13 protein-coding genes and 1 tRNA gene are annotated in these 17842 nt (G+C 31.7%); 5 read left to right on the top strand and 9 right to left on the bottom strand.

What is annotated here, in order from left to right:
* Window positions 1-18 precede the first annotated feature (18 nt).
* Both OS191_RS10210 and OS191_RS10215 read left to right on the top strand, forming a co-directional pair.
* Window positions 19-816, top strand: a complete 798-nt coding sequence (locus OS191_RS10210; protein ID WP_267155590.1) for a universal stress protein — start codon at window positions 19-21, stop codon at window positions 814-816.
* A gap of 71 nt (window positions 817-887) precedes the next feature.
* Window positions 888-961: transfer RNA gene (locus tag OS191_RS10215), tRNA-Ala, on the top strand.
* A gap of 41 nt (window positions 962-1002) precedes the next feature.
* Here OS191_RS10215 and OS191_RS10220 read toward each other — a convergent pair.
* From OS191_RS10220 to OS191_RS10240, 5 genes are all read right to left on the bottom strand, one after another.
* Window positions 1003-1842 carry an alpha/beta hydrolase family protein gene (locus OS191_RS10220; protein ID WP_267155790.1) on the bottom strand — a complete coding sequence of 280 codons (840 nt, stop codon included), beginning with the start codon at window positions 1840-1842 and terminating at the stop codon, window positions 1003-1005.
* Entirely contained in the window at window positions 1842-4598 is a 2757-nt protein-coding gene (locus tag OS191_RS10225; RefSeq protein ID WP_267155591.1) for a PD-(D/E)XK nuclease family protein, read from the bottom strand. The genes OS191_RS10220 and OS191_RS10225 overlap by 1 nt, the downstream gene beginning before the upstream one ends.
* A gap of 67 nt (window positions 4599-4665) precedes the next feature.
* The gene (locus OS191_RS10230; RefSeq protein WP_267155592.1) at window positions 4666-6024 is read right to left on the bottom strand and encodes an OmpA family protein; all 1359 of its coding nucleotides are present in this window, start codon (window positions 6022-6024) and stop codon (window positions 4666-4668) included.
* A 125-nt stretch (window positions 6025-6149) separates the two neighbouring features.
* The gene (gene kbl / locus OS191_RS10235; RefSeq protein ID WP_267155593.1) at window positions 6150-7343 is read right to left on the bottom strand and encodes a glycine C-acetyltransferase; all 1194 of its coding nucleotides are present in this window, start codon (window positions 7341-7343) and stop codon (window positions 6150-6152) included.
* A gap of 21 nt (window positions 7344-7364) precedes the next feature.
* Window positions 7365-10514, bottom strand: a complete 3150-nt coding sequence (locus OS191_RS10240; protein ID WP_267155594.1) for a UvrD-helicase domain-containing protein — start codon at window positions 10512-10514, stop codon at window positions 7365-7367.
* 125 nt (window positions 10515-10639) lie between these two features.
* On the opposite strand from OS191_RS10240, the gene OS191_RS10245 reads away from it, so the two are divergent.
* Entirely contained in the window at window positions 10640-11248 is a 609-nt protein-coding gene (locus OS191_RS10245; RefSeq protein ID WP_267155595.1) for a superoxide dismutase, read from the top strand.
* 608 nt (window positions 11249-11856) lie between these two features.
* Here OS191_RS10245 and OS191_RS10250 read toward each other — a convergent pair.
* From OS191_RS10250 to purN, 4 genes are all read right to left on the bottom strand, one after another.
* Window positions 11857-13755, bottom strand: a complete 1899-nt coding sequence (locus OS191_RS10250; RefSeq protein WP_267155596.1) for an amidophosphoribosyltransferase — start codon at window positions 13753-13755, stop codon at window positions 11857-11859.
* 61 nt (window positions 13756-13816) lie between these two features.
* On the bottom strand, window positions 13817-14743 hold the full coding sequence (locus tag OS191_RS10255) for a PfkB family carbohydrate kinase (protein ID WP_267155597.1): 927 nt from the start codon (window positions 14741-14743) through the stop codon (window positions 13817-13819).
* A 75-nt stretch (window positions 14744-14818) separates the two neighbouring features.
* Window positions 14819-15460: a ribonuclease H1 domain-containing protein gene (locus OS191_RS10260; protein WP_267155598.1), complete on the bottom strand. Its 642-nt coding sequence runs from the start codon at window positions 15458-15460 to the stop codon at window positions 14819-14821.
* 28 nt (window positions 15461-15488) lie between these two features.
* Window positions 15489-16052 carry a phosphoribosylglycinamide formyltransferase gene (purN, locus tag OS191_RS10265; RefSeq protein ID WP_267155599.1) on the bottom strand — a complete coding sequence of 188 codons (564 nt, stop codon included), beginning with the start codon at window positions 16050-16052 and terminating at the stop codon, window positions 15489-15491.
* A gap of 284 nt (window positions 16053-16336) precedes the next feature.
* Here purN and OS191_RS10270 point away from each other — a divergent pair, with 284 nt between their 5' ends.
* Entirely contained in the window at window positions 16337-16570 is a 234-nt protein-coding gene (locus OS191_RS10270; protein WP_007647141.1) for an acyl carrier protein, read from the top strand.
* Between the two features lie 13 nt (window positions 16571-16583).
* The gene (fabF, locus tag OS191_RS10275) at window positions 16584-17834 is read left to right on the top strand and encodes a beta-ketoacyl-ACP synthase II (RefSeq protein WP_267155600.1); all 1251 of its coding nucleotides are present in this window, start codon (window positions 16584-16586) and stop codon (window positions 17832-17834) included.
* The last annotated feature ends 8 nt before the right edge of the window (window positions 17835-17842 follow it).

A 17842-nucleotide genomic window follows, 5' to 3' on the forward strand; every position in this document is an offset into this window, starting at 1 on the left:
AGTTTTTATTTATTGATTATGAAGAATATATTAGTTCCTGTTGGTTCATCTCCAAATGCTGTAAGTCATTTACAATATGCAGTAGACTTTGCTAGAGCGTTTGACGCAAAATTATTTGTTGTCCAAATTTATAATATTTATTCCAAAGCTGGAACAATGATTAAGGTTGATGAAATTTTAGAACGTGAAAGTTTAAACTTTTTAAAAGCACATATTGCCAAAGTTGATACTAAAGGTGTTGAAATATATATTAAAACCTATAAAGGCAAATTGGTAGAAACTTTAGAAGCAAAATCTAAATCTTTAAACATAGATCTTATTATGTTGGAGCCTAGAACAAATTCTGTGAAAGAAGAGGTTTATTTAGGAAAAACTTCAGGAAGAATTATAAAGCAAACTAATATTCCTGCATTGATAGTTCCTGAAGGCTATATTTACAAACCAATTATTTATATTCTAATGGCTTTAAAATCTGCCATTATTAAAAAAGATGATGCTTTAAAACCATTACTTGATATTAAAAATCAATTTAAGTCTATTGTAAATTTATTATTGGTAAAAACACCTTTTCATAATGATGGTGATTTTGATATAGATGAGGAGTTAAAACCTATTATTACCAATACAACTTACGCCGAAAATGCGACTACTTTTCAAGGAGTTTTAGAACATTATAAAGACAACGATCCAGACTTATTATGTGTTGTAAGACGTAAACGTGGATTTTTCAACAAACTTTGGGAAAAAAATACTATTTTGAAAAAAGATTTTCAAAGTAGCACCTTGCCCGTTTTAGTTTTAAGTGGATTAAAATAAATTAACTTTAATTTGCTTTAAAGTAGTATCTTTAAAACTTGTTCTGGAAGAAAGTGGCAAAAAAATAATTTGGGGGATTAGCTCAGTTGGCTAGAGCGCTACGCTGGCAGCGTAGAAGTCATCGGTTCGAATCCGATATTCTCCACAAATGGTAAAGACGTCTTTATAATTTATAAAGGCGTTTTTTTATTTTATAAAATCAATGCTTTTCTCTACGACTTGTTTCAATTTGTCTGGCATATTTTTATCATCCCATGGATGTTTCGAATCAAACACATGATTGGTGTTATCAATAGAAATCAAAACACTATTAGGGTTCCATGTATGTAATGCTTTTGCTTCATCAAATGAAACTGATGGATCCATATCTCCATGTATAATAAGATGTGGTATTTTTAACTTTTTTGTAGCCAATTCAATATTTAATCGTGAGTTATTTGCTTTAAAATCTTCATAGAACTGATAATTGTGAGGCATTTGCTGCTTAGTTCTTCCATTTAAAACATACTTTACACCATTTTCTTCCCACAGATCCAAATCGCCTATTGTGGCTGTTCTCTTAGCAAAATCACACACACTTGCCCAAGTAATTAAAGATGTTATTCTAGTGTCTTCCGAAGCAAAAATAGTGGCAATTCCTCCACCTCTTGAGTGCCCAATAAGAATTATTTTTTCTTGGTTTATGTCATTGATAAATGGATTGTCTTTAGAAAGCAAGTGGTTTAACATGTCGTTAAGATCATTGAGTTCTTTGGTATAGTTGTTTTCGGCGAAAGCTTCTAAATCTGGAAAATCTATTGGATTCTCTACGGTTCCGCCATTATGAGAAAAGTTGAATTTCACGAAAAATAAGTCTTCATTTTTAAAAGCTTCAGCAACTAAATCCCAGCTTCCCCAATCTTTAAATCCTTTATAACCATGACAAAAAATGACCAAGGGTTTTTGTTTCTTAGTTTTTTTAAAGTAAGCGTCCCAAACAATTGGTTTTTGATTTTCTCTATATAAAACAAGATTTTTTTCCATTATTAGATTTCTTTTTCTACAAAATTCTCTTCCACATTACATATTTCTAAGATGAGTTTTTTTAGTTCTGTTTCAAAAGATTGTATGATGTCTTCAGAGATAACTGTATTTTTATTTCTATCGTACACACTTTCTTTTTTAGAAAACTTTAAAAATCCCGCATTTAAGTTTTTAAATGAAATGACACCTGCTTCAAGTGGCAAATTAACTTTAGCGTCATTAAACATAGCATAGGCATAACACAAAACCTGAAAGGATTTACTGTATTTAGTATAATCTGTTGTTAGTTCTTCCCAATTAATGACCTCAACTTGATTTTGAGCTACTTTTCCAGTTTTATAATCAATAATTCTGGTTGTCCCATTGTATTGATCCACACGATCTACTTTTCCCGTTAAGAAAATTGGAAAATCTAGTTCATCAATTTTTAAAAGAACTTTATTTTCACTTTCAATTGCTAGTATTTTTATTTGATTACCAGCTTTTAGATCTTCAATTTCTAAATTTAAAAAGTTGTTTAAATAGCGTTTTGCAATTTCATAAATAATCAAATTTTTCCCTTTAGTAATGTCTCCTTCTTTATAAAGATCTTTAAAATGGTAGGTCACACTCTTGTCTACTTGAGTTTTCATTTGGCTAAGTATCTCTATTGTTATAAACTCACCTTCAAAAGGTTTATAAAAATCTTCTAAGGTATTATGAATAACATTACCTAAAGTATTAGCCGCTACAGTTTCCTCTACCTCCTCGTATTCTCCAATTTTTAAAATTTTCTGATTGTAAAAATCTATGGGATTTCTAATATAATTGGTTAATGAGGAAGGAGAAAAACCTTTCTCTGCTATTTCCTTAATTCGTTCTAAAACGTTAGTATTTTTCTTAATTTGATTTAATTCTGTTTTTGGTAAGCGAACATTTGGGAGCACCACTTGATGTGATATATTATGGATATCTTCTAGTTCTAATTGGGTGATAAATCTACTTTTTTCGCCACCATTTAGCACATCTGCTTCAGTATTATAAAGAATATAAATGTTTTTTGCACGCTGAATCAGTCGATAAAAATGATAAGAATAAACAGCATCTTTTTCTTTATAAGTTGGGAGATTATATTGCAATTTTACATCGAAAGGAATAAAAGAATTATTACTTTTCCCAGAAGGCAAAATACCCTCATTGACCGAGGAAATAATAACTGTTTCGAAATCTAACACACGTGACTCCAACATTCCCATAACCTGTAAACCTTGCAAAGGTTCCCCTTTAAAGTCTAATGTTTCTGTACTTAATAAATTTTTATAAACTTCAAAAAGGGTGTTGATACTTTTTAAATATGGATATTTTGAATGTAGTCTAGTAAGTTCATTAAACAACTCGTTAAATCTATAGAGGTATTCCAGGTTTAATAAGTTTTGGGCTTTCTCCTTATCTAAATAATTTTTTATGGTAAGTATTAACTTTTGTGTTTGTTTTAAGGCGCTTTCTACTTTGTTTTCCCAGCTAGCAAATAACATGTCTATAATTTCCTCAAAAGGTTCTGAAAGCGCTTTTAATTGATCTAGATTTAAATAAACTAAGTTGTTTTGTTGAATGACATCAACTATTTCAGTTACTTTAGTTCTATTGCTAATTTCAAATAAAGGACTGATGTTTTGATGGGTTAAGAGTCCTATTACATCTTTGTAATAATAGCTTTTACTTGTGTCTTTATGTAAATAAAATAACTTTTCGAACAAAGTGGCTATTGGTACGGAATTTAAAGGCAATCCCATGGTTATATTTAAAGCACTTACAGCATCTGGTAATGAATTTAATACTGGAAGTAATAACGTTTCATCTCCTAAAACGATTGCAGTTTTGCTTAAATCCCCTTGATTATTGTTTATAGTCTGTAATAAGGAGCCTATTTGTTTGGCTTGTCCAATATTTTTTGGAACCCCAAAAACTGAAATATTTTTTTCTTGTCTATAATTATTGGTTATCCAATTAAAAGGATTTGACTTAAAATAAGTCCATGTGTCTTTATATTGTTTAGCAAACAAACCAGCGTCATGTAATGGGTTATCTAAGTATGTTCTTTCTATATCCCAATATATTTCAGCAATGTCATTTTGAAGAAGTTCTTGAATAATGGTTTCTTCGGCTTTATTTAATGCATTAAAACCTAAAAAGATGAGCTTTTTATTGGCATTTGATTGGATATAAGTTTCTATATTGTTTACAGCTTCTCTATAAATTAAACCTTGGTAGCCCATATTGTTTTCAATAAGGTTATCTGTAAATTCGTTATAGTAATCTAATAGCTTATTCCAAAAAGCTAGATACTTTTTTACAAATTCTGTTTTATTCTCTTGAAGTGACCAATGGTTTATGTCTTGTATGGCACTTAAATAATTAAGTATTTCTTTTTGAGGTATGAGATAACGATCAATTTCATTAAAGTCTTGAATAATTAGTTGAGCCCATTTTGAAAAGGACTCAAAAGAATCTTGCTCTGATTGAGGAGTTAGTTTTAGATAAACTGTATAAAACTCAAAAAGCAATTCAATATTAGAGATTGGCTTTAATTGGGATAAATTGCTTGTAAACTCTTCAATGCTTAATATTTCAGGAGAAAAAACAGTTTGCTCCCAAACTTGAGCTATATCGTTTTTAAGAAAGATACCTGCTCTTTTACTAGGTAGAATAAAAGTAAGGTTAGAAATGCTTTCGCCTTTTTCTTTTAGTGTTTTAAGTACTTCATGAATAAATGTTGTCATAGTATAAAAATAAAAAACGCTCCGAAAATTCGGAGCGTTTTTAAAACTATTTTATGTTATAATTAGCTTATTTTACTAAGTTAATTTCAACTCTTCTGTTGTTGGCTCTACCAGCTCTAGTTTTATTAGAGTCAATAGGTCTAGTTTCTCCGTAACCTTCGTGAGAAAGTCTGCTAGAAGCAACTCCGTTTGTGATTAAGTAGTTCATTACAGAACTAGCTCTTTCTTTAGATAACTTCATGTTAAGAGCGTCGCTACCTACACTATCAGTATGACCTTCAATGTTAAATTTAGCGTTTGGATATTCATTTAAGATTCCAACAATGTTTTGTAACACTTCAGCTGATTGTTCTTTGATAGAAGATTTTCCAGTATCAAATAAGATTGTTTTAGCGTAAGCATTTAAAGCTTTCTTAACAGCCTCAGTTACTTCTGGACAACCATTATTAGCAACAGTTCCAGGAGCTTCAGGACATAAATCGTCTTTATCTGCTACACCGTCACCATCTTTATCTGGCCAAGGACATCCATTGTTTGCTGCAGGACCAGCTTCGTTAGGACATTTGTCATCTTTATCAGCTACACCATCTCCGTCAGAATCAGGACAACCGTTTAATTCTTTAGGACCAGCAACTGTAGGACATTCGTCTAAATTATCAGGAATTCCATCTCCGTCAGTATCAGGACAACCGTTAAATTCAGCTAAACCAGCTTCATTTGGACAATCGTCTTTACTGTCTTCAATACCATCTCCGTCAGTATCAGGACAACCGTTAAATTCAGCTAAACCAGCAACTTCTGGACAAGCATCATCATTATCGTAAATGCCATCACCATCAGTATCTTTTCCACCAAATTTAAATGTTAAACCTGCATAATGTTGGAAGTGTGAAGATAAATAATCTTCGAAAGCATGTTTGTATGTACTTTGTAAAGTAAACCCAATGTTTTCAGTAAACCATAAGTTAAGACCTAAAGCTCCGTTAAGAGTTCCAGCTCCAATTTCGTCTACCCATGTGTAACCACCACCTACTCCTAGGTAAGGCTCTACTACTTTAGAGTTGATTAATTTTCCGAAACTATATTTTACAGTTCCATCTACTCCGTAATAAGTTAAATCGCTCACATCAGCATCTCCCCAACTTTCAATTTTATTTACAGATCCAGTTACTCCAAAAGAGAAACCATTACTGAAATACTTTGAAACAGTAAGACTTGATAATGAAGGTAAGATATTCCAGTGATCACGAGCATTAAAGTACTCGTCAAAATAATCACCAAGGGGAGCATCTTCTCCTGTTGGATAGAAATCAACTGCGTTTACTCCTAGACTAATAGCCCACGGATTGTTTTCATCTTGTGCATTAATGTTGCTAAAACTTAACATAAGCAACATTGCGAACAATAATCTGCTAAGATTTTTCATATTCAAAAATTTAATTTTTAAGTGTTAATTGTAAGCAAAAGTAAGTTGTTAAATATTATTAACAAAGACAAATATAGAAAAATATTGAATAATTTACCTAAAATCTGCTTGTTTGTATAAATTTTTTAAATTATTTCTAAGGTTTTCCCCACTTTTATAAAGGCATTTATGGCTTTATCTAAATGCTCTTTATCATGTGCAGCCGATAATTGAACCCTTATTCGGGCTTTTTCTTTTGGAACAACTGGAAAAAAGAATCCTATGACATAAATTCCTTCTTTTAAAAGTAGGTTTGCCATAGTTTGAGCTAATTTTGCATCGTACAACATGACTGGAACTATAGCAGAATCTCCATCTATAATGTCTAATCCAGCTTCTTTCATTCCTTTTTTAAAGTAATTTGTATTCCATTCTAATTTATCTCTTAAAGAAGTATCGTTTTTTAACATATCAAATACCTTAATAGATGCGCCTACAATTGCAGGCGCTAACGAATTTGAAAACAAATAAGGTCTTGAACGCTGACGCAATAAATCTATAATCTCTTTTTTTCCTGTTGTGTATCCTCCCATGGCTCCACCTAAGGCTTTTCCAAGAGTTCCAGTAATAATATCGACTCTTCCTAAAACATTTTTTTCTTCAAGTGTTCCAATTCCTGTTTTTCCTATAAATCCTGTTGCGTGACATTCGTCTACCATCACCAAGGCATCATATTTATCGGCTAGATCACATATCTTGTCTAATGGAGCTACTAAACCGTCCATAGAAAACACTCCATCTGTAACTATAATTTTAAATCGTGCCCCATTTTTATTGGCTTCAATTAATTGAGTTTCCAAATCTGTCATATCGTTGTTTTTGTAACGATATCTTGCTGCTTTACAAAGTCTCACCCCATCTATTATGGATGCATGATTTAAGGAATCTGAAATAATAGCATCTTCAGCCCCAAATAACGGTTCAAAGGCACCTCCATTAGCATCAAAAGCTGCTGCATATAAAATAGTATCTTCTGTATCGTAAAATTCTGCTATTTTAGATTCTAACTTTTTGTGAATATCCTGTGTTCCACAAATAAAACGGACAGACGACAAACCAAAGCCATGCGTATCCATAACGTCTTTAGCAGCCTGAATAACTTGTGGATGAGAGGATAGTCCTAAATAATTATTGGCACAAAAGTTTAGGACTTTTTCGCCTGTATCTAAGGTTATTTCTGCGCCTTGAGCAGATGTAATGATTCGTTCTGTTTTAAACAAACCATTATCCTTTATGTCTTTAATTTCTTTTTCTAAATGTTCTTTAATTTTTCCGTACATATCTTCGTTGTTTTTACAAATTTAAAATTCTTTTACGTCTATACCATCATTTATGTAAACAAGTATTTTTTTGGAGACTGTTAAATTCATCTCTAACAGTATATTTTCGTATGCTTCAAGTTGTTTTAAATGCTTGTTGTCTTCAGTTCCTGTTTTATAATCTATAATTGTTACTTCATTTTCACTGTTTATCACCAATCTATCAGGACGATAAATGTCACCTGATTTTCCTAAAATATCTCTTTCATTATAAATAGAAGCTTCCGTATTAAAGTAAGGCTCTAAATTTTTATGCGAAATAATATTTAAAACAATGCCTTTTAATATTAAAGCCTGATCTGGAGATATGAGATTGCCATTAATAAATTCGTCCATAACAAAATCGACATCTGTATGGGTTTTTATTTTAGACATTAAATGATGAATTAAATTCCCTTTTTCAATGGCTTCTTTTTGTAACGTATCCCATAAATAGCCAGAATTAGTGACAATTTTTATATTATGGCTCTGTTTTGGTGTGGAAATAAACTCTGTTTGTTCTATGGTGTGGTTTGAAATTTTTGTTTTTTCTGAAGTTTTTAAAGGATTTCCAAACCTATATATTAATTGATTGTCGTTCCACAGATTTAAATAACTTAAATAATTGATTAAAAACCCTGAATAGGTTGAATTATTTACCTCTCCTTTTGCTTTGATGTCTTTTTTTGAAATAACGTGAAGTTGTTCTACAGCTCTGGTTAATGCCACATATATTAAATTGATGTTATCTAATTCTAATTCTGAACGATGTTTATTGTAAATCTGACTTCCAATGTTTCCAAAATTTTCAAAATCTTTATTGAAATTCAATAAAGTATAAGAAAATCCATTAAAGATGTCTTTGTTTAAGGGAAACCATTCTTTGGCTTCTATTTCTTTATAAATATCCAAATCTGCGAAAGGAAAAATAACTACAGGAAATTCCAAGCCTTTAGATTTATGAATAGTCATAATTTTAACAGCTTCTTGCCCAGAAGGAGATACAATACTTAAATTATGTTCCTTCTTCTCGAAGTGCTCTATAAAGCCTGATAAGTCTGAAAGTTTCTTTTGCGAATATTCAAAAACAAAATCTAAGAAATATTGCACATAGGCATTAGACTTTTTAACCAAATTAAACGATCTAACTACAGTTTCTGCCAATTCGAACAAAGACAACTGCAACAATTGATTATGATTTAATTGTAGATTATAATCTTCTAGTTGTTTTAATAAATCTGGCAAGTCTAAATGGATAAAAGACTCAAAAAATGTGTGCTTATCATCTACTTTAAAAGCATTCGCTAAATAATTTAAAACCTGAATTTTGAATTCGTTATTTTTTGGTTGCTGAATGAGTCTCAAAAAATTTACAATAAAGGAAACTTCAGGGGAATTTTTCAACAATAAGGTTTCAGATGAAATAAGAGGGATGTGATGTTCGTTTAATAAATCAGCAATTGCAACACCTTCTTTTTTCTTTCTAACCAAAATGCAGATATCACTATAGGTAAATCCGTTTTCTATACAATTTTGGATACTTTCAAGAGTTTTTTCGGTATATAATTGATAAGAATCGTCATCTTTCCCAATATCCAAAAACTCTAAACTAACAAAGCCTTCTTTGTCTTTTGTTGGTTCTTGATAGGATTTTTGATACAACTGTTTATAATTTTCATCTCCAAACATGGTGTTGGATAAAAACTCAAAAAATCCATTATTAAATTTTAAAATCTCCTGAAAACTTCTAAAGTTTTTTGGCAAATTAACCACCTCTTGAGTTATATGAAACGGATTTTCAGACGCATTAAACAAATCAATAAACTGTTCGGCTTTTCCTCCTCTCCATCTATAAATAGCTTGTTTAGCATCTCCAACTAACATGACAGAACCAATTTCGTTATTTGGAGTTTCTTGAGATAAACTATTACCCATTAATGGTTTTAAGTTTTCCCATTGCAAAACAGATGTATCTTGAAACTCATCTATAAAATAATGTTTAAACTTATCCCCCAAGCGTTCGTAAATAAAAGGAGTTGGTTGGTTTTTAATTTCGTTGCTTATTAAGGCATTGAATTCTGAAATAAGCACTTTATTTTGTTCCTCCTTTAGGATGTTTACCTCTTTATTAATAACGTTTAAAACAGATAATGGCGTGATATTTTTATAAAAAGCCTTTAAAAATTTATAATGAAAAAATGCCTTCTTGGTATCGTTAAAAGCTGAAGCTATCTGTGGCTGAATCGATTCAATAATACAAGCAATATCTAGAGAAACACGTTTTGGATAGAGCGTTTTATTTTCCAAATCCTCTTGCCATTTAGCATCAAAACCAACATAGAAATTTTTACTCGCCAATTTTTGAAAATGTTTTGGTAAATAACTGCCAGAAAAATCATCAAATTGCAAACTGCTTTCTTCAATAAGAGTTAAAATACCTGTTGCTTGTTGAACAATCAATTCTTCAGTGGTTTTAATATCATGTCGTAATTGCTTTTTAAGAACTTTAAAATCATCAAGTGTTTTATCTCTTAAAGCATGAATAAAAGGCATATTGTCTTCACTAATCAATAGTTTTGAAATTTTATTAAAATCGAAAGACACGTCCCAACTTTTATCGTCATCGGCTTTTTCAATAGCAAAATCCACTAAAACTTTCGTTAGCTCTTTTTCAGTTCCTGCTTTGGCAATTAATCTGTCTACGGCTTCATTTAATAATGTATCCTGATCTAATTCTACTTCAAAATTTAAGGGTAATTTTAGGTCGTAAGCAAAGGTTCTTATTATTCTATGTGTAAATCCATCGATTGTAGAAATATCGAAAGCTTCATAATTATAGACTATGGTATTTAATAATAATTTTGATTTAAGATGAATTTCCTGAGGGGTCATTTCTAATTCCTCACTAATTATTTGAAACATATCATGAGACTGTCTCAAAATATCTTCAGAAGAAAAAGTCGTTAAGGTTTCAATAATACGCTCCTTCATTTCGCTTGCTGCTTTATTAGTAAACGTAATGGCAAGAATATTTTTAAACGTATCGTTAAAAGGAGACTTTAAAATTATTTTTAAGTACTCTTTTACAAGGGTAAACGTTTTTCCACTTCCTGCAGAAGCATTGTAAACCAAAAAAGAACTCTTTTTTTTCATAAAACAGAAATTTTTACACAAGATAAAAACTATCGATGAGTTGATAGGTATTTATTATTTTTAATTGCTGCTATTTATCCGTAAATTTGAAAGAATTATATATTAACACTTTAAAACAAAATATTATGGCTTTCGAATTACCGAAATTAAAATATGTTTATGATGCTTTAGAGCCTCATATAGATGCACGCACAATGGAAATACACCATACAAAGCACCACCAAGGTTACACAAATAACTTAAATAATGCTATTGAAGGTACAGATTTAGCTGGAAAAACAATAGAAAACATCCTTATTAACCTAGATATGAATAATAAAGCTGTTAGAAATAATGGTGGAGGTTTTTACAACCACTCGTTATTCTGGGAGGTTATGAATCCTGAAGGAAAAGGATATTTATCTGGAGGTTTAAAAGATGCTATTATTGAAGCTTATGGATCTGTTGATGCATTTAAAGATGCTTTTAGTAAAGCTGCTGCTACACAATTTGGATCTGGTTGGGCTTGGTTATGTGTTCATAAAGGTGGAAAGGTAGAAGTTTGTTCTTCACCAAACCAAGATAACCCATTAATGCCAGGAGTTGGTTGTGGTGGTACACCAATTTTAGGATTGGATGTTTGGGAACATGCATATTATTTAAACTACCAAAACAGAAGACCAGATTATATTAATGCATTTTTTAATGTTATTAACTGGAATGAAGTTGAAAGACGTTATGCTGAAGCTAAATAAGTAAAACGCATTTATATTATAATGAAAAGCAAACCCAATGGGTTTGCTTTTTTTTATGACAAAATAAAAATAAACTTGTTTTTTGAACTTAAATGTGAGTTTTGATCATAATTAAAATGCATAAAAATTCCATCTTCATAGGAATAAAAAGAGATGTAAATTCACTCAGGTATAAAAATGAAAAAAGGCGAACGAGAGTTCACCTTTTTTGCCCCAAATCTACCATAAACTTAACCTACTTATGTTATGGTAAGGCCAAATATATAATGCTAAGTACTCTAAAAAAAAATAAATAGATAAACTGCTTATAAATTAGGCTAAAAGAGTAAATACGGTCTTTTTAAGGCTAAATATTACATTTTTGAAAAATTTTTATGATGTTTTTTTGTTTTGGATCTAAATGATTTGCAAACTAAGAAAATAAAAAAAGGCGAACGAAAGTTCACCTTTTTTTGCCCCAAATCTACCATGAACTTAACCTACTTATGTTATGGTACGTCTAATGTAGTTTTATTTTATTTAAGAATTTTAATATTTTAGATGAACTACAAATTTTTCGGGTAAAAGACATTTTTTATTAGACAAACAGTTAAAAATTAATGTTTTAACTAATAAGCACGTTCTTTATTTCCTTCGAAAAAATTAATAAATGCTCTATTTACAACACGATTTCCTCCAGATGTTGGGTAATTTCCTGTAAAATACCAATCTCCTAAGTTTTTAGGACAGGCTTTATGTAAATTTTCCACAGGCTGAAAAATGGCTACCACTTCAGCTTTAACAGAATCGTCTGAAATTAATTCTGCTATTTTATTTGATATGGCTTCATCTGAAAATTCAGAATACAAATCTTTTACAAAGTTTGTTACATCCTTATCTTCTAATTCTACTTGTGCTTTACATTTTTCGTAAACTTCTTGTACTAAATGATATTTGTTATTTTCTTCCAACAATTCTAACATGGCTCTAAAAGCTATTAAATCTTCTAATCTAGCCATATCTATTCCGTAGCAATCTGGATAACGTATTTGTGGGGCAGAGGAAACCACAACTATTTTTTTAGGATGTAATCGATCCATCATTTTAATAATACTCATTTTAAGAGTCGTTCCTCTTACAATACTATCGTCAATTATCACTAAGTTGTCTGTTGGTTTAATAACACCATAAGTAACATCGTAAACGTGTGCTACCAAATCGTTTCGGCTACTATCTTCAGTAATAAAAGTTCTTAGCTTAACATCTTTAATAGCTATTTTTTCAATACGTGGACGTTCAGATAAAATTTGAGTCACCCTTTCAGCAGAAAGTTTTCCGTTTCCATCTAAAATAGCTTGTGTCTTTTTCTTATTAAGATAATCTTCAACAGTTTCAATCATTCCAAAGAAAGAGGTCTCAGCTGTATTAGGAATATAAGAAAATACAGAATTTTTAGTGTCATTATCAATAGCTTCTAAAACTTTAGGCATTAATAACTTTCCTAAAGTTTTACGTTCTTGATAAATTTCAGCATCACTTCCTCTAGAAAAATAAATTCGCTCAAAAGAACAAGCTTTTCGTTCTAATGGTTCAATAATTTTCTTAATTGAAACATCGCCAGATTTTTTAGTAATAATGGCATGTCCTGGTTCTAATTCCATAACGTCTTCAAAAGCCACATTAAAGACTGTTTGAATTACTGGACGCTCTGAAGCTACGACTACAACCTCATCGTCTTTATAATAATATACGGGTCTAATTCCAGCTGGATCACGTAAAACAAAAGAATCTCCATGACCTAAAAGTCCAGCCATAGCATAACCTCCATCCCAGTTTTTTGAAGAGCGTTTCAATATTTTTGCTACATTAAGACGTTCGGCAATTAATGGACTACATTCATTTTTATTATAGCCTTCATTTTTAAGTTGTTTGTATTTTTTGGCTACAGCATCGTCTAAAAAATGACCAATCTTTTCCATAATAGTAACCGTGTCTGCCATTTCTTTTGGATGTTGACCAATTCTAACCAACTCATCAAACAACTCATTAACATTGGTCATATTAAAGTTCCCGGCAAGAATTAAATTTCTGTGCATCCAATTATTCTGTCTTAAAAATGGATGAACATTTTCTACACTATTTTTACCAAAAGTACCATATCTAACATGGCCAAGAAGTACCTCGCCTATGTATGGTAACTCTTTCTTTTGTTTAGCAACATCATCCTTATATTCTGGGTGTTCTTGCATTTCTTTATTGATCCTATCGTTTATCTGTGCAAAAATATCCTGAATAGGCTGTTGTGCTATAGAACGCACACGACTTATATATCTTTCACCCGGTTTGGTATCTAACTTTATACTTGCAAACCCTGCACCATCTTGACCACGATTGTGCTGTTTCTCCATCATGAGATACATTTTATTTACGCCATAAAAAGCAGTTCCGTATTTTTTATGATAAAACTCTAAAGGTTTTAAAAGCCTTATGTGTGCAATTCCACATTCATGTTTTAAAGCGTCACTCATGGTAAAATATGTTGTTGTTTGTTTCTAATCAAAAAACGCGCTCAATTTGGAGCGCGTTTGTTTATGTTAATTCTATATCGAATTGGGTTAAGTTTTTAAATTCTTGTAAACGTTGATGCACATCCTTACTTTTTAGATTGATCATGCGTTCGGTTCCAAATTTTTCCACACAGAAGGATGCCAGTGTAGATCCATATATAACAGCATTTTTCATGTTTTCAAAAGATACATCTTCTGTTTTTGCTAAATATCCCGCAAATCCTCCAGCAAAAGTATCTCCTGCTCCTGTTGGATCAAACACTTCTTCTAATGGTAAAGCTGGTGCATAAAATACATTATCATTATAAAACAATAAAGCGCCATGTTCCCCTTTTTTTATCACCACATATTTTGGTCCCATTTCGTGGATCCTTTGAGCCGCAACAACTAAAGAATATTCTCCGGTTAGTTGTCTAGCTTCTTCATCATTAATGGTAATAACATCAATACGTTTTATAACTTTAAGCAAATCCTCTAAAGCACAATCCATCCAAAAATTCATAGTGTCTAGAATGACTAGTTTGGGTTTGCTTTCCATTTGGTCAAGCACACTCATTTGAACCATAGGGTGTAAGTTACCTAACATTACCACTTCTGCATCTCTATATTCACTTGGTACAACTGGATTAAAATTTTCAAGAACATTAAGCTCTGTAATTAAAGTATCACGGGAATTCATATCGTTATGATATTTTCCACTCCAGAAAAACGTTTTTCCTTCTTTTACTATTTCAACACCAGAGATATCGATGTTTCTATCCGCTAAGAGGTCTAAATATTCTTGAGGAAAATCCCCACCAACAATAGATACCACAGAGGCATCTACGTTAAATTGTGAAGCTGCTAGTCCAATAAAGGTTGCTGCTCCACCAAGGATTTTATCGGTTTTTCCAAAAGGGGTTTCAATAGCATCAAAAGCTACGGTTCCTACTATTACTAATTTGCTCATGTTGAGGTTTGAAAATTTGGTGCAAATATAAGGTATTTAGCTACGAATTTGCGAAAGTTTTTTTTAAATAAATAATCATTTTCTTCCAAAATCTGCAGGAATCTCTCCCCAAGCTTTGGTTTCCCATTTTACAATAGTTGTATTATATGTATTCAAATTAAGCCAGCTTATGGCTCTTTCAACCAATTCAAATAAGGCTTTGTTTTTTTCGTTGCGTTCTAGTTTTGTGTTACAGGTTTTCTTTTTAACCCAACTCATAGCTGTTTTAGAGTCTGTATAAATAATCCGGTCGCTTTGATGCTTTTTTAAATAACTTAACCCATGAACTAAAGCTAAAAATTCTCCAATATTATTGGTGCCTTCTTGAAAAGGTCCTTGGATAAAAAGCTGTTTTTTACTTTTGGTATCTACTCCTCGATATTCCATAACACCTGGATTTCCAGAAGAAGCTGCATCAACAGAAATAGAATGGTAGTTTGGTTGTCCTATTTTTTTTAGTTGTTCTTGAGATAAACCAGACATGAATTTTTTTGAGTTACCAATATAGTCTCTATAATTACCGTTTAGGGCTTTTTTAGCAGCATCAAAAGTCTCAAAAGACTTGTACTGAGCACCTTCAAAATTTTTTATTTGAGCTTTGCAATCGTCCCAAGATTCGAAGATTCCTGTATGATGCCCTTTCCAAACGGTATAATATTTTTTCTTTTTCTTCGACATATTTGTCCTTCTTACAATAGAGAAAATCTTATTTCAAAATTTCTTCAACCACTTTTGGAAAGTGATTCATTTCCAATTCATGGATTTTAGCAGCAACATCTTCGGCAGAATCAGAAGGCAAAACCTTACAGGTAGCCTGAAAAACTATGGCGCCTTCATCGTAATTTTCATTTACATAATGAATGGTAATGCCTGTTTCAATTTCTTTGTTGGCAACAATAGCTTCATGCACATGAGTTCCATACATCCCTTTACCACCATATTTAGGTAAAAGAGCTGGATGAATATTAATTACTTTATTCGGAAATTCTTTCAAAATAGCTTCTGGGAATTTCCACAGAAAGCCTGCCAATACTATTAAATCTGGCTTATTGGCTTTTAAAAGATTTAACACATCGTCTGTTTCTGTAAAAGCTATCTTATTAAAAGACAACGCGCTTACTTTTAGATTTTTAGCGCGATCTAAAACTTTGGCATGAGGATTGTTAGTCAATACCTGAATAACAGAAGCATGGTTTCTGTTTTTAAAATAAGTGATTAAGTTTTCAGCATTCGTTCCACTTCCGGAAGCAAAAATTACAATACGTTTCATCTATTTAAATTAATTAATCCATATATAATGTAATAATGGATTGGTGAAAATAGTGTTCAAATTTAAGAGAATGTTTGCTAATATTGATGATACTTGTTTTAATTACAAATTAAATTGTTTCGTTATTTGAACAAAAAAAGATTAAATACTAACAATTAGCAGGTAAAATTAAAATACTTCAGGGTTATTTAGTAAATTACACACACATTTTTATACTAAAGGTGTGTTTTAAAAATAAAGTTTTTTATTTTTGCCAACTAATTAAAACTTAAAATTAAAAGATTATGTCAGACATTGCATCAAGAGTAAAAGCGATTATCGTAGACAAATTAGGTGTTGATGAAAACGAAGTTGTAACTGAAGCTAGCTTCACAAACGATTTAGGAGCAGATTCATTAGACACTGTAGAATTAATAATGGAATTCGAAAAAGAATTTGATATCCAAATCCCAGACGATCAAGCTGAAAACATTGCAACAGTTGGTCAAGCTATTTCTTATATAGAAGCAGCTAAATAATTCACAAAGACTTATGGAATTAAGGCGAGTTGTAATTACTGGTTTAGGAGCACTAACACCAATAGGCAATACCATTGAAGAATACTGGGAAGCGCTTATAAGTGGAAAAAGTGGTGCTGCGCCTATAACATATTTTGACACTGAAAAGTTCAAGACTAAATTCGCTTGTGAATTAAAAAACTTTAACGCAACCGATTTTCTTGATAGGAAAGAAGCACGTAAAATGGATCGATTTACACAGTATGCTATGGTGGCTTCAGATGAAGCCATTGCAGACTCTAAATTAGATTTAGATGCTATCAATAAATTAAGAGTAGGTGTTATTTGGGGAGCAGGAATTGGTGGCTTAGAAACGTTTCAGGATGAAGTTTTAAACTTCGCAGGAGGAGACGGAACACCAAGATTTAATCCATTCTTTATCCCTAAAATGATTGCAGATATAGCTCCAGGAAACATTTCCATTAAACATGGTTTTATGGGTCCTAACTATACTACTGTATCTGCTTGCGCTTCATCAGCAAATGCTATGATTGATGCTTTAAACTATATACGTTTAGGGCATTGTGATGTGGTAGTAACCGGAGGAAGCGAAGCAGCTGTAACTATTGCCGGAATGGGTGGATTTAATGCCATGCACGCCTTATCAACAAGAAACGAAAGTCCAGAAACAGCCTCAAGACCTTTTGACGCAACCAGAGATGGTTTTGTATTAGGTGAAGGCGCTGGAGCTATTATTCTTGAAGATTATGAGCACGCAAAAGCAAGAGGCGCAAAAATATATGCTGAAGTTCTTGGGGGAGGTTTATCTTCCGACGCTTATCATATGACTGCACCACATCCAGAAGGAATAGGTGTGATTGCTGTAATGAAAAATTGTTTAGAAAATGCTGGAGTAAAACCTGAAGAAGTTGATCATATCAACACACATGGTACCTCAACACCTCTAGGAGATGTTGCAGAATTAAAAGCCATTTCTGAAGTGTTTGGAGACCATGCAAAAAACATTAATATCAACTCAACAAAATCTATGACTGGACATTTGTTAGGAGCTGCTGGAGCCATTGAATCAATAGCTGCCATTTTAGCGATGGAACATGGAATTGTTCCTCCTACAATTAACCATGAGTTTGTTGATGAAAATATTGATCCTAAACTTAATTTAACATTAAACAAAGCACAAAAAAGAAACGTTAAAGTAGCTATGAGTAATACCTTTGGCTTTGGAGGTCATAATGCATGTGTATTATTCAAAAAACTAGATTAGACTAACGA

Source organism: Xanthomarina sp. F2636L (genome assembly GCF_026410195.1).
GTDB lineage: Bacteria > Bacteroidota > Bacteroidia > Flavobacteriales > Flavobacteriaceae > Xanthomarina.